Source organism: Chryseobacterium sp. W4I1, assembly GCF_030816115.1.
Taxonomy (GTDB): Bacteria; Bacteroidota; Bacteroidia; order Flavobacteriales; family Weeksellaceae; genus Chryseobacterium.
This window is the reverse complement of sequence record NZ_JAUSXQ010000001.1, coordinates 3,749,948-3,764,659: the sequence shown is the minus strand read 5'-3', so window position 1 is coordinate 3,764,659 and position 14,712 is coordinate 3,749,948. Positions and strand designations below refer to the sequence as shown.

Sequence of the window (14,712 nt, the reverse complement as noted above, 5' to 3'; positions counted from 1 at the left end):
TGATGATGGTTGTGAATGCTAATATTGGAGCATATTATTGAAAAGGAATGATCTTATAGCTGAGTAGTTGCTCTTAAAACTTAATACTAACGGGCGGCATCGAAGATGCCGCCCGTTAGTATTATATTACCATTTTTCTGATTAGAATCCTACCTGGAATCCTGCTTTCACTCCGAAGGTTGAAATGTCCGGTCTGTCCAGATAATTTCCTCTCCAGTTGAAATCTACCCTAAAGATTCTTAGGTTTCCAATTCCAATATTTTCAATTCCGAATCCGTATTCAAAATAAATCTGTTCGCTTGGAGCAGAGTATTTAAACCCATCCACATTGATCGCTTTGGAAGCATCACTTAAAGTCCCATAAGCGGTTCTGATAAATGCTATTTCTCTAAGTTTCAGCTTTTTGACTAAAGGAATAAACGAAAGTATTTTTCCATTAAAATGATGCTCTAAATGAAGTGTAGAATATGTATCAGCAACAAATTCATAATAATTAAGCTGCGAAAATGTATTCTGTGCCAGGCTGTAAGATTGGTTTCCAGGGATTACATTCTGAAGACCCAATGGAACGGTATCGAAAGTCTTCCCAGCTTCAAAGCTTAGAAGCGTTTTACCCCAGCTTCCAATAAGTATTGGCTTATAGAACATAAACTGAAGCCTGTTATAATTGAAGTCGCCATTGAAAAGTCCTTCAATACCTCGTGTATATTTCAGTATAATGGTTGGTGCTAATGTTCCGTGTTCGTAACGGTCTACCCCGGTTTGAGAAAATTTGGCTCCTGGCCTTGCGATTAAGCTAAGGGTGACGTGAGAATCGTTAAGGGTTTTTCTCAGATCTCCGTTTCGGTGATACATCAGACTGAATTTTTCGGGATTGGCGGATTTAATACTCTGTAAAGTTCCGTCTACTCTTACCTGGAAGTTCTTCCATGGCTCAATAGAGGCAAAAATGTTAGTTTTGTTTATAGAGCTCAGGGAAGCATTTTCTCCCCTGGCAAAAAGGGTGGATGATGCAAATGTACGGGCCATGATTCCATCGTCAGTGGTAAGCTGTACTCCCAGTTGTTCGATGTCCCGTTTTGTTCCGGCTCCAATCATAAACCTGTTGACTCTATTGAACATATATCGGCCCTCTGCTCCGTACTTAATCTGCTGATCTTTGAATCCATATGCAGTGTAGAACTGAACTCTCCATGGATCATTCTGTCCAAAATAAGTTCTGGCTCCCAATCTTATCCTGTCGCCTTCCACCTCATTTTTACCGTAAATTGAAAAGATGGGGCCAATGTCGATTCCTTTAAAGGCGTTATAATATCCTGATGCTAGTGTTTCATAGATCTTAACAATACGGTTGAATTTTGGTGTCTGTTGCAGCTTGTCCAGCATTTCGTAAACTCCCTGCTCAGATTTCGATAATGAGTCTGGTCTTGCTTTTAGCCAGTAAGCATCATCTTTATCCACAAACTTATCATCATATTCTTCCTCTTTTCGTGTAAAAACCTTGTCCTCAATAGGTTTGTTAAACTCATATTGAGAATAGTCCACGGTTCGTTTTGCAATAATGCTTTTAGATGTTCTCTTTTTGGCAAAAGGGGTAAGTTCTATTTCTGTGATAAACTTTTTGGGAAGAAATGTATTTTCGTCTGGGTTATCATATTCCAGCTCTGTGGAAATACTGTTGATAAAGTTGACATTGATTTTATTTGTAGATTTTAAAGTAGCACCTAAAACAGCATAGTTGTCTGTATCTATATAAAGATATCCCTGAAAGGCTAAAACATCTTTTCTTTTAGGCTGGTATCTTATTTTATAAGCATTCTCTCCATGAATTGAAATAGTATCTGTTAAATTATAATCATAAGTACTGAATCCATTTGAGCCAACAGGACTCGGAAATCCGATATCAAAATAGTTTAGTGTATTGTCATAGATATTAATATCCCTGTAAAGATTTTTTGCAGTAATAGTGATTACCTGGTTATCTTGAAATCCTGATGTTTTCTGAGCAACCAGTAGCCTTTTTGTTTTCTTTCCGGGTTTATTTTCGCCAAAATTCTCATAGATGGACTCATTAAGGAAGATAGGAAGACCTATTTTTCCACTGGCTGTTGAATCTGCATAATCAAAGATAAAATCCAGTTTATTAAAGATTTTTTTGCTCATAAAAGCACTGTCCAGGTTGTTGGCGTCAAACTGGATCTTTTCGTATTCTTTATAGGTGTACGTGTCAAATTTATCCAGACCGTTGTTCCTTTTTCTTTTCCAGACTTCCTGCATAATAGCGTAAGCAGGATTTTCCTTCTTGTTCTTATACTTGGGTTTTTCGTTGTGGATTACAATTTCTGCAATTGTATTCTCTTTTTCCTGGGAAAGTTTTACAAAAATATTGCCTGCATTTTCTGCAGTAATATCAACAGATTGGGGCAGATAATTTTTTTTTGAAAATTTTAGTTTATGAATAATACTGTCAGACTGAACACTGAAACTTCCTGCAGAGGTTTTAAGGATAGCTTCCGTATTATCATTAATAAAGATATCTACACCTGTGATTTCTTTGTTAGTTTTTGCATCTGCAATTCTGCCGCTCGCTGTGTTTTGAGCATACGTTAGGCATGAAAAAAAGAGCATGAAAAAAAGGTTGTAATATTTAGAGTTGTTATTTAACATCATTTGGTTCTTCAGGCAATTAGCACAAACAAAAAGCGTGCTGTTTATTTAAAAAAGATCAATTTTTTTAACGTTTTTAATTGAAAATCATAAAACTACAAATGTAACGAAAATAACAGTAAAAGATTATGTGAATTAATCAACCAATAACAATGAATTTATAATGAAATAATATCGTTTGATTCTTAGAATGATAATATAGAATGAGCTTAACAACTAAGCCGAAAATTTCGTTATCCACAACTTTTCCCATAATTAATTCACATCGGTTTATTGGTTCTTGACATGTTTTTAACAACATATTGATAAGTTATACACAGGTTATCCATGTCCTTTGTACAAATTTTCCATTTTGGACTAACAGCTTGTTCATATTTTTTCCACAGGTTATTAACATTGGTAGTCTTAAGATTATCAGAAGATTTAGCATCTCTTATGTATTTTTTCCACAAATTGATAGTATAATTATGAACAAGCTTTACTTACGGTTGATTTTAAAGTTTTGAAATGATTGTTGATAAAGTAATTGGATTTTATCGTGTGTGGATATTATAAACTAAAAATCACCAGGCTATAAATAAGAAAGACCCAAATCATTTGAGTCTTTTATTTCAATTAGCGCTTATAGAATATCCATTAGTTATTGTTCATTGCTTTTTCTATTTTCATAATCATGTCCTTTGCATTATTATTTTGCGAATCAAGTTCAAAAGCTTTTTTGTACTTTTCCAGTGCTACAGTATAGTTTTTAGCGACAAAATAACTTTCACCCAAGCTGTCAAATGCATTTCCTGATTGGGGATTTTCTCTGGTGTTTAATTCAAATACTTTAATAGATTCGTTGATCATACCTTTTCTAAGCAAAGTATATCCGACTGAATTCAATGTGTTTTCAAAATTCCATTTTGGATTTTTTGCTTTATTGTTGTAATAGGCTTTTTGTGCAGATGGATAGTCTTTTGTCATGAAATTAGAAATGATTGATTCTTCTGCTGATAAGTAAGGATCTATTAAATTTTTATCGACCAGTCCCGCGATATGATTAATGATCTGATACTGGACAGGGAAAAATTTGTAACCATTCGACATGACAATAATGGATAGATCGTTTTCCGGGAAGATTCTGTATGCACTTACATTTCCGCCCGAAAAGCCGTATGATGGTATTGTATTAATTTTAGTAATCTCCCAACCATATCCGAAAACGTCCCTTTTGTTAAAGAAATCAAATGGTTTCCACATCATTTTCTTCGTTCCGTCTTTCAGTAGATCACCTTTATTTAGTTGAATGCTCCACTGTAAAAAGGCCGGAAGGCTGATGGCTAATCCATTTGCGGAATGAGCTCTTATTCCATCAATATTAGTGGATTTTTCATATTTTCCTGTATCAGCATTGTAATTATATTTTACAACCCGGTTTGGGAGCATTTCAAGAGAATTAGATGAAAATAAGATGCTGTTTTCTGATTCCGGAAATTGGTTTTTCAATATAAAATCTTCAAAAGTTTGTCCGCTTACTTTTTCAATAATTCTTGTGAGAAGCCAGTAATTGGTTTGATTGTATCTGAACTGGTCGCCTGTTTCAAATTCCATCTTCTCTCTTGTAAGTCTGGCGATTACTTCTGCATCGGTAGCGTCAACTGAAATATCAGTAAAGCGAATCATATCAGGAATACCGGAAGAATGGGTGAGGAGATTCTTTATTTTAACATCCTGCCAGGTGTTAAGAAGATTGGCCAGGTATTTTGATATTTTATCTTCTATTGAAATTTTCCCTTTTTCAACAAGCTGGAAAACACCAACCGTAGAAATTAGTTTTGAAGTAGAGTAAACCCTGAAAATTGAGTTTGGATTAACTTTTCTATTGCTTTCCAAGGTTTCTGTTCCATAATACTGCTGAAAAATAACTTTATTATTTTTTATGATACCAACTGCCAGTCCCGGGATTTCATTTATTTTAATGGTTTCTCTGAGGTAATTATCAATTGATTTAAATGTCGAGGAATCCTGGCATTGACTCCAAAGAGAAAGATGAAGGAATAATAATATTAAAGTGGATTGTTTCATTTTTTATTGATTGTGAATGTTTGTATTTAAAGTAATCTTATTTAAAGATATCTATAACTTTTATTTTGTTACATTCATTAATAAATATGAAGAATAGGGGAAGTAGTTAGAAGAGTATGGATGTTTGATCTTATGTCAAAGCTGTAAAATAAAAAAAGACCTACATTTCTGTAAGTCTTTTTGCTCCTCCTGCTGGGCTCGAACCAGCGACCCTCTGATTAACAGTCAGATGCTCTAACCAACTGAGCTAAGGAGGAATTTTCCTCTGTTTAAGGTGCTGCAAATATAAAAGGAATATTTATATCAGGCAAATTTTATCTCCAATTAACGGTGTTTTTTAAGCAAAAATGTTGAATTTCAGTAAGAAATATTTCAGTTGCTTTTTACTTAACTCCAATAATTCTTAGATAAATGTCCTATACGGTTCCTTGGATTGTAAAAAAATTGACAGGTAAAATTATTACAGAGTTTAAATGCCTGCTTTCTGATTTTTTCTGGCAGAAAATTCAAAACAAGTTACAGGAGAAAAATGATAATAAGATACTTTTAAAGTAGGTAGACCACTATGGACAAATTAATAGCTGATTCAGATATGGCGCTGTTTTTTTTGTACGATGATAGAGTCTGTTTTCATCTCTGCTAAATCTTAAAAATAAAAAAGACCTACATTGCTGTAAGTCTTTTTTTGCTCCTCCTGCTGGGCTCGAACCAGCGACCCTCTGATTAACAGTCAGATGCTCTAACCAACTGAGCTAAGGAGGAATGTCCTTTGTTTTAAGTGGTGCAAATATAGGACGAATATTTATACCTTACAAATATTTTTTAGAAAAAATTCAAAAAAATTACAAGCTGCCGGTGAGCGCTTTAAAGATGTCGCTTCCGAAGATCAGTAACATCAATCCTAACAGGAAGATAACCCCAATCATCTGTGCATTTTCCAATACTTTCTGAGGAACAGGTTTCCCCGTAATCACTTCCCATAAGGTAAATATCACATGTCCGCCATCAAGACCCGGAATAGGAATAAGGTTCAGGAATGCCAACCATACCGAGAACATAGCTGTAAAACTCCAGAATAAACTCCAGTTGATAGATACTGCTCCGTCTTTCGACTTTTCTACTGGCATATTCTTGATGATCGCCAAAGGACCACCTACTTTCTTATACCCCTGAACTTTCTTGTTAAATACCAGTTTAAACTGCTTTACCTGATACGTCAGACTTTCAATACTTCTTGTAAATCCTCTTCCGATAGATTCTACAAAAGTGAAATGCTGTGTATTGGCGAATTTTTGAAGCTGCTTATAAGAAGCAATTCCTAATGTACCTTCCTTGGAAACTTCAATACTTAAAGGCTGTACTGTGCCAGCTCTTACTACTTCCATATTAATAACCTTTCCTGCATTTTTTACAACAATACTTTGCAGTTCATCATAATAATTGATTTTCTGACCGTTTACAGAAGCTACCTGGTCGCCTATTTTTAAGCCTGCCTCAGCTGTTTTAGGATTTACGATAGTGTCAATTACAGGTGCATATCTCGGTGTAAGGAAAGCTTTAGGGTTCTCATCTTTGAAGGCTAGTGCTTTTCCGTCATCATTAGTATTGAAAGTAACGTCTTTTCCTTTTCTTAAAACCGTTACCTGGTCGCTTAATAAAATATCCAAAGACAGTTTATCCAGATTATTCTGAACTTTTCCGTCTACTTTTAAGATTTTATCACCGTCCTCAAAGCCCATTGCTTTTGCAATATTGGTATAATGCATCGGTGTTTCTACTTTTGAAGTATCAAAAGAGGTTTCACCGTTGAAATAAGAAAGAGATCCGAAAATAATCCAGGCTAAGAAAAAGTTTACTGTAACTCCTCCAAGCATGATAATCAATCTCTGCCAAGCTGGCTTTGATCTGAATTCCCATGGCTCTGCAGGTTTTTTCATCTGCTCGGTATCCATGCTCTCGTCAATCATTCCGGCAATTTTCACATAACCTCCGAAAGGAAGCCATCCGATTCCGTATTTAGTTTGCTCAGGATGCTTTCTCCAGTCGCTGTCTGAAAGTTTTGATATATCGATAGGAACTTCTTTCTCCTTTCCGTCTACCACGATAGTTTCTGTGTCCGGAAGGTTTTTGGAAAGAAATTTATACTGCCATTTTCCGTTGATTTTCTTCATTGAAAAGATGGAAAACCATGGATCAAAGAAGAGGAAGAATTTTTCAGCTCTGGTCTTAAACCATTTTGCCGGTAAAAAGTGTCCAAGCTCATGAAGAACCACTAGAATAGAAATACTTAGTATGAACTGGAAAATCTTGATTGCTAATTCCATTAATAATTTTTAGATTTAATTTGCAAAGGTAACAATTATCAAAACTATGCCAAATAAAAAAGCCCCTCGAAATGAGAAGCTTTGTCATATATTAAGCTGGTTTTACAGATTAAAAGAAACACCGATACTGCCGTTATTGCCCACTTCTGCAAAAACACCCACTTTCTCTGTGAAAAAGTAGCGGGCTCCGATGTGTGCCCCAATTCCAAAATCTTTACCCAAAACACCAACATCAACACCGGGATAAATATCCCATTTTGAAGGCAGATCAAGCGCTTCATTAAGGTGAAAATTCACCCTTCCGAAAACAAAAACACGGTTGTCCTTATCATTATCTTTATAATCGCCAAAGTAAGCATTCAGTCCTGCACCCACGGATACAAGCTTGTTCAGACCATAATCATAAGTTCCTGTAACTCCTGTTCCGTATCCCCAGGCACTTAGTCCAAATTGGATCTTCTGGTCGCCTTTTCCTGTGTAAGCCTGTGCGTTGGCTGCCGTTCCAAAAAAAGCAATCATCAACACAAAAAACAATTTCTTCATAAAATTTTACTTTTTAAAAGGTATTAGATAAGAAATATCCTGAGCAAAAATAGAACCGAAATCAACAGAAAATTGTATTTTTATTGAAGTTTTTACAAGGTTTATGAGAATTACAGGACTAAATTTAGATATTGCCTGGAAAAATAAAGGCAAAAATTTTCAATTGATCGAAGATCAGCTGAACGATCAGGAGGCAGATATTTTCCTGCTTCCGGAAATGTTTTCTACCGGCTTCTGTATGGATGCAGCTGAAGTTGCAGACCGGAATGAAGAATCTCTTGATTTTCTGAAAAAGCTCTCGAAAGAAAAAAATGCGGCTTTCTGCGGAAGCGCACCCGTAGAAGAGAGTGGTCGTTTTTATAACAGAATGTATTTTGTACAGCCTGATTCCGAAACGGTTTTCTATAATAAAAGACACTTGTTCTCTTTTTCAGGGGAAGATAAGGTGTATACACCGGGTAATAAAAGAGTTATTGTTAATTACCAGGGATTCAGGATCTTACTTCAGGTGTGTTACGACCTTCGGTTTCCGGTTTTTGCAAGAAATAATGATGATTATGATGCTGTTTTTTATGTGGCTAACTGGCCTGAAAAAAGGGTAGGAGCCTGGGAGCATCTTTTAAAAGCCCGGGCGATAGAAAATTTGTCTTTTGTTTTTGGTCTGAACAGAATAGGAACAGATGGGAATGAGTTGTTTTATCAGGAAAGTTCTCACTGCTTTTTTGCAGATGGAAAAGAAATTTCCCACAAGAACGGAAATATTGTCTCTGCAGAATTAGATCTTAAAGAATTGAAAAATTTCAGAAATCATTTTCAATTTTTAAATGATAGGGATGATTTTGAGATCAAATTAAATAGTTAGGAAGATAAGATTTATTATTTTTCATTTTCATTGAATGTTTTGAGATATTTTTAATTTTAAAATATATAACTAGAAAGAATACTATATGAATAAAAAATTACTTTTCGCTGTCTTCTGTATTTTGAATCTGATTATGAAAGCTCAGGAAAATAAGCGTATTAATGAAAATAATAGGGTTGAATTTCAATTGGAAGATGGATCTTCATTTAAAGCAAATTCTGTTGATGCAGTTACTAAAACGATTAATGTGGGACAAATAATAGTCAACAACAGGATATCTGCATTTCAATATACAACTCAGGCAGATGGGAAGAAGAAAGAAATAAGCTCTAAAGATGTAAGAAAAATTATCTATTATAATGGTGATGAAATTTCACAAATTCAGGAAAAAATTAAAGTAAAAACGGTAGACAAGAGAGGAAATCTTTCAAATGATACAGCCGAAACTTTCGAATACTTACTCTATGACGGTAAAATTAAATTATACAGCTCAAATGTATTTGAGTGTATGGGCTTGAATGCGTGCTATTATACTCACTCAAATTTTTATATCCAAAAAAGTGGTGAACCTTATACGGTTTTGGCAGTAAAACAAAAAAGTCAGTTTAACTCTAAAATGGGCTCATCCATTGAAAATATCGTTGAAGCTTTTAGAGCAGTTGCCGGAGATTGTAGTTCATTTGATCAGTATTTAAATTCTTTTGATAAAGAAATGATGCAGGAAAAACATTTGGATAAAACGCTACAAAAAGAATATCAGGAAATTTATAAAACGACCTTACAAGAAGTAAAAAAAGATAGAGAGCAAACCAAAAAATTATTCTATATCGTAGGCGATAAAATACAAAACAGACAGGCCGAAATTTACATTGGTATCATAAAAGAGTATGAGAAAAATTGTCCGTAGTAATCGTTATAAAACTCCCATAGATTTCACGATTGTGTAAATCTATGGGTATATAAAAACAAAAAACTGTGAAAAATCACAGTTTTAGGCATGTTCTTTTAAAAGTTGGGTCAATGTATTGACATCATGAACGCCGCTTTCTTTCCACAGCATCTCTCCTTTTTTGAAGATGGCTAAAGTCGGTACGCCGCGAACTCCGTATTGAGCCGCAAGAGCCGGGTATTGATCAACATCTACCTTTATGATTCTTGCATCTTCACCTACATTTTCTTTTACCGTATTTAAAACTGAAGACTGTACTTTGCATGGTTGACACCAAGTAGCAAAAAAATCAATTAACACAGGTCTTTCGGAATCTATGATTTCCTGGAATTTTTGTGACATAGCTAGTTTTTATAAAGTTTTCGACTGACAAACAAAATCTGTTGTCGGAAGTTTTTCTGTTTTTTTGATTCCATTGAATCCTCCTTCTATTTCAGTGAAATTTCTGATGCCGTGAGAATTAAGGATGCTTGCTGCAATCATACTTCTGTATCCTCCTGCACAGTGAAGAAAGAAATGTTCAGAATCATCAATGGTTTTTACCCAATCACTGATTGTGTCAAGGGGTTTATTGAATGCATTGTCAATATGTTCAGCTGAATATTCGCTTAGCTTTCTCACGTCGATTATTTTAGCATTTTCTGTAAACTGTTCTGCGAATTCTGAAGGTGAGATCCTTTTGACCTCGTCTGTTTCCTTGCCTGAGTTTTTCCATGCGCTGAAACTTCCGTCCAGATATCCTACAACATTATCAAACCCTACTCTGCTCAATCTTGTGATAACCTCTTCTTCTGTGCCTTCGTCAGCTACAAGAAGGATAGGATGTTTTACATCTACGATCATATTTCCTACCCAAGGGGCAAAATCGCCCTTCAATCCTATATTGATAGCATTAGGAACAAAGCCTTTATGGAATTCGGCAGGACTTCTTGTATCTAAAATTAAAGCTCCGGTTTCTTCTGCCAGTGCCTCAAAATCTTCTGCAGCAACGGGGTTCAGTCCTTTATTCATAACTATATCCAGGCTTTCATATCCGCCTTTGTTCATTGCTACATTCATTCCGAAATATTTCGGTGGAGCAGTAAGGCCGTCTAAAACCTCTCTGATAAATGATTCTTTATCCGGCTGATTAAGCGCGTAATTGGTCTTTTTCTGGTTTCCTAAAATGTCTACCGTTTCTTTCTGCATATTCTTTCCGCAGGCTGAACCGGCACCATGTGCAGGATAAACAGTAATACTGTCATCCAATGGCATAATCTTCGTCTGAAGGCTTTCATACAGAATGCCTGCAAGATCTTCCTGGGTAAGATTGGTTGCTTTTTGCGCAAGATCCGGCCTTCCTACATCACCTAAAAATAAGGTGTCACCGGTAAAAATGGCAGTTTCTGTTCCATTTTCATCAATCAGCAGGTAAGTCGTACTCTCCATCGTGTGTCCGGGAGTGTGAAGTACTTTTATTTTTATTTTTCCGATCTCAAAGATCTGGTTATCTTCTGCGATAATAGCCTCAAAAGCTGGCTGGGCTGTGGGGCCGTAAACAATAGGGGCTCCTGTTTTCTTACTTAGATCCAAATGTCCTGAAACAAAATCAGCATGGAAGTGGGTCTCGAAAATATATTTTAAAGTTACATTGTCTTTTTCAAGGCGATCCAGGTAAGGTTTTACTTCTCTTAATGGATCAATAATGGCAGCTTCATTTCCTGATACAATATAATAGGCACCCTGAGCCAGACAGCCCGTATATATTTGTTCAATTTTCATTGGGTCTTTTTTAAATTTTAGATAAAGATACAAAGTATTAGATGAAATGTAAACGAAATGTTAAATTCAGATGATAGTTTCTTTCAATATCCATGGACTTATTCTCATAAAGTCCTTTGTTTTCAAATAAAAAAGAGGCTCTAAAAGAAAGGAAGTGAAGTGACTGTTTTTTATCATATTCTAAAAATGAAAATAATTGTGTAATTGTAAGAATGTTAAAAAGTATTATGATTTAATTTTCTTTTCTCTGGCGTAAAATTGTTGCTGACTGTTTCAAATTAAATTTCAAGGTATTATTAACAAAAGATTATTGCAGAATATGACTTTAATAACCGAATATTTTGCAAAAAATTTTATATTTATAAGTTTAAAAAAAACAGATGGCAGACAAAACACAATTTATTGAAGAACTGAACGCAAGATATAATCCGAAAGGAGAACACATTATACTGGGAAAAGGAATGCTTGACGGGGAAGTGGTAACGGAAGTTGACGTGACTATTCCTTTGAAAACAATTAACCGTCACGGTCTTATTGCCGGAGCAACGGGAACAGGTAAGACAAAAACACTTCAGGTCTTTGCCGAGCAGCTTTCCCATGCGGGAATCCCTTCTTTGGTTTTAGATATTAAAGGTGACTTTTCCGGAATAGCAGAAGCCGGAAAGATGAATCCTGTGATTGAAGAAAGATACGCTAAAACACAGCTTCCATATAACCCACAGGCATTTCCGGTAGAGCTGATGAGTATTTCCGGAGGGAAAGGAGTAAAACTAAGAGCTACCGTTACAGAATTCGGACCTGTTTTATTGAGCAAGATCCTTGAGCTGAATGATACGCAGCAAAGTATTATGTCTATTGTCTTTAAATACTGTGATGATAAAGGCCTTCCTTTAATTGACCTTAAGGACTTGAAGAAGGTTCTGCAGTATGTAACAGATAATGCCCAGGGGAAAGCTGAATTGGCCGCCAATTACGGCTCTATAGCTCCAGCTTCTTTAGGAACAATTTTAAGATCTATTGTTGCATTGGAACAACAGGGTGCTTCAGATTTCTTTGGAGAACTAAGTTTTGATGTTCAAGACCTTCTTGAAACCAGAGATGGAAAAGGAGTTGTTAATATATTGAGAGTTGCTGAAATTCAGAGTAAACCACAGCTTTTTTCCACATTTATGCTTTCACTTTTTGCGGAAATTTATATGACTTTTCCTGAAGAAGGAGACAGTGGAAAACCAAAACTGGTACTGTTTATAGATGAAGCTCACCTGATTTTTGACGAGTCTTCAAAAGCTTTGCTTTCACAGATAGAAACGATGGTAAAGCTGATTCGTTCCAAAGGTGTAGGAATTTATTTTATTACCCAGATTCCGGGGGATGTACCTGAAAATGTACTTTCTCAGCTTGGACTGAAGATTCAGCACGCACTGCGAGGTTTCACTGCCAAGGATAAAAAAGAAATTTCCAAGGCTGTTGAAAACTATCCGACAACAGAGTTTTATAATGCATCAAGTCTGATTCAGAATCTTGGGATCGGTGAAGCATTTATTACGGCTCTGGATGAAAAAGGAATTCCTACGCCTTTGGTTCACACGTATTTAATTTCTCCGGAATCCAGGATGGATGTTCTGAATGATGCAGAAATTTCAGAATTGACGGGAAGTTCTGCATTAGTGGCTAAATACGAACAGCCGGTTGATAGAGAATCAGCTTATGAGATGCTTACCAATAGAATGGAGCAGGCAGCTCAAAATTCTGCACCTAATCAGAAAACAAAACCAGTAAAAGAAGAACCTGGAATGTTTGAACAGGTACTTCAGAGCAAAGCGGGAAGAACATTTACAAGTACGTTGATGCGTGAAGGCGCAAAGGCTATTTTGGGAATGTTAGGTCTCGGGGGAAGAAGAAGATAGAGTGAAAAGCTGACCAGCAAATAATTTGTCATAAGAAGATAATCAGCTGTTTACTGTCTCGGATGACCCAGGTCTGAATCTGATCATGGACAGTATCAATGCTAGTTTTACTTTTTTGATATATTTTTTGTTATTTTAGCCAATCTTCCTTTACTATTAGATAAAAATTTGATCTATAAGTTATTTGGCGGGATAGTTTCACTCATCAGTGCATAGGTGTCTTTTTGTGGTATTGTTTTTAATATCAAAGACATAGAGCATGCTGTTCGACCGTTATGTGACCTATGGCATGGGTTATGTATAGGCCTCATAACGGAATTATGATGCCTGGAATTATTATTATTAATTAAAAAATAGCAGTATACTACAATTCAATGTATTCAATTATAGATATAGAAAGTAATGGTGCAGGTTATAGAGATGAATGCATTATAGATATAGCCATCTACAGATATGATGGCCAGAAAATTACTGACCAGTTTATATCTCTTGTCAATCCTGAAAGCGATATTACCCCTTTTGTACAGAAGCTCACCAGCATCACGCCTAAAATGGTGAAAACCGCTCCAAAATTCCATGAGATAGCAAAAAGAGTTATTGAAATTACTCAGAATACTACTTTAGTAGGACATAATATTGATTTCGATTACAGAATGCTTCGCCAGTCTTTTAAAAGATTAGGGTATGATTTTCAGATCAATACTTTGGATACCATTCCTTTAGCGAAAAAAATGATCCCGGATGAGGTAAGTTATTCATTGGGGAAACTTGTGAAATCTTTAGGAATTCCATTGACGAACCATCATAGAGCTGAAGGTGATGCCAGGGCAACATTGGAGCTGTTCAAGCTTTTGGTATCAAAAGATACTGAAAATGAAATCATCCAGAAGCAGCATGATGAAACCAATGCCAAAACCTATATCAATAAAATCAAAGTCCTGACTCAGGATCTTCCCAACGAAAAAGGCTTTGTCTATTTTCAGGATGAAGCGGGAAGAATTATGTTATCAGACTATGTCCAGGATATCAATAAATTTTCAAAAAAAGTTTTTAATTCCAAATCCAAAAAATGGGAACAGCTACAGAAAGATGTGGAACAGATCAATTATGAGCTTACAGGCACAGATATTATTGCTAAACTGATCCTCAATTCTAAAAATATCAAGAAAAAAGAAACTTTCCTGTTCGGTCTTTATTTTAGGAACAATAAATACATTGTTGAAAAAAATAAGCTGAATAAAACAGAAAAGCCGATCCTGAAATTCAGATCATTTACCCAGGGTGTGAAGGCCGTTCAGTTTATTGGCTCACAGGAAGAGTTTAATGATGTACATGTTTTCATTAAAAAAATAGATTTCAGAAAAAGAAACGAACTCTGGCTGGGGCAGGGAAGAAAATTGGGAGAAAAAATGTTTCTGATCATCGAGAACGGAAAAATAATGTCTTACGGATTTTATGAACTGTTTACTCAGATACAGACTCTCAGTAAGCTTTCAAAGCTGAAGATTGATTTGCCTTTGCCATCAACGGATCTGCATAATGATCTCCAATTGGCACTCCTTCGTGGTGATTTTGAGACATTACCATTACCGAAGTAATAGAAAATTTAGAAAATGGTTTCAAAATCAATTT

At 35.6% G+C, this 14,712-nt stretch carries 10 protein-coding genes and 2 tRNA genes; 4 read left to right on the top strand and 8 right to left on the bottom strand.

The genetic code is table 11. The features are described 5' to 3' along the window. Positions 1–141: 141 nt before the first annotated feature. From QF044_RS17485 to QF044_RS17460, 6 genes are all read right to left on the bottom strand, one after another. Positions 142–2,628: a DUF5686 family protein gene (locus QF044_RS17485; protein WP_307270016.1), complete on the bottom strand. Its 2,487-nt coding sequence runs from the start codon at positions 2,626–2,628 to the stop codon at positions 142–144. A gap of 675 nt (positions 2,629–3,303) precedes the next feature. Beyond that, entirely contained in the window at positions 3,304–4,734 is a 1,431-nt protein-coding gene (locus QF044_RS17480) for a serine hydrolase (RefSeq protein ID WP_307270013.1), read from the bottom strand. 183 nt (positions 4,735–4,917) lie between these two features. After that, positions 4,918–4,991: transfer RNA gene (locus tag QF044_RS17475), tRNA-Asn, on the bottom strand. 431 nt (positions 4,992–5,422) lie between these two features. Beyond that, positions 5,423–5,496, bottom strand: a tRNA-Asn gene (locus QF044_RS17470). Positions 5,497–5,576: 80 nt separating this feature from the next. After that, positions 5,577–7,058 (bottom strand): RIP metalloprotease RseP, encoded by a 1,482-nt coding sequence (gene rseP / locus QF044_RS17465; RefSeq protein WP_307270009.1) that lies wholly within the window; start codon positions 7,056–7,058, stop codon positions 5,577–5,579. Positions 7,059–7,160: 102 nt separating this feature from the next. Beyond that, positions 7,161–7,601, bottom strand: a complete 441-nt coding sequence (locus QF044_RS17460; protein ID WP_307270007.1) for a DUF6646 family protein — start codon at positions 7,599–7,601, stop codon at positions 7,161–7,163. A 103-nt stretch (positions 7,602–7,704) separates the two neighbouring features. On the opposite strand from QF044_RS17460, the gene QF044_RS17455 reads away from it, so the two are divergent. Both QF044_RS17455 and QF044_RS17450 read left to right on the top strand, forming a co-directional pair. After that, positions 7,705–8,463, top strand: a complete 759-nt coding sequence (locus tag QF044_RS17455) for a nitrilase-related carbon-nitrogen hydrolase (RefSeq protein ID WP_307270005.1) — start codon at positions 7,705–7,707, stop codon at positions 8,461–8,463. Between the two features lie 85 nt (positions 8,464–8,548). Continuing rightward, the gene (locus QF044_RS17450) at positions 8,549–9,370 is read left to right on the top strand and encodes a hypothetical protein (RefSeq protein WP_307270003.1); all 822 of its coding nucleotides are present in this window, start codon (positions 8,549–8,551) and stop codon (positions 9,368–9,370) included. Between the two features lie 84 nt (positions 9,371–9,454). Here the strand turns inward: QF044_RS17450 and QF044_RS17445 are convergent, their stop codons facing one another. Together QF044_RS17445 and QF044_RS17440 are read right to left on the bottom strand one after the other, a co-directional pair. After that, the gene (locus QF044_RS17445) at positions 9,455–9,754 is read right to left on the bottom strand and encodes a co-chaperone YbbN (RefSeq protein ID WP_307270000.1); all 300 of its coding nucleotides are present in this window, start codon (positions 9,752–9,754) and stop codon (positions 9,455–9,457) included. A gap of 9 nt (positions 9,755–9,763) precedes the next feature. Next, positions 9,764–11,173: a rhodanese-like domain-containing protein gene (locus QF044_RS17440; protein WP_307269998.1), complete on the bottom strand. Its 1,410-nt coding sequence runs from the start codon at positions 11,171–11,173 to the stop codon at positions 9,764–9,766. Between the two features lie 380 nt (positions 11,174–11,553). Here QF044_RS17440 and QF044_RS17435 point away from each other — a divergent pair, with 380 nt between their 5' ends. Together QF044_RS17435 and QF044_RS17430 are read left to right on the top strand one after the other, a co-directional pair. Then, positions 11,554–13,080: a helicase HerA-like domain-containing protein gene (locus QF044_RS17435; RefSeq protein WP_307269996.1), complete on the top strand. Its 1,527-nt coding sequence runs from the start codon at positions 11,554–11,556 to the stop codon at positions 13,078–13,080. Between the two features lie 374 nt (positions 13,081–13,454). Next, on the top strand, positions 13,455–14,678 hold the full coding sequence (locus tag QF044_RS17430; RefSeq protein WP_307269994.1) for a PolC-type DNA polymerase III: 1,224 nt from the start codon (positions 13,455–13,457) through the stop codon (positions 14,676–14,678). Positions 14,679–14,712 lie beyond the last annotated feature (34 nt).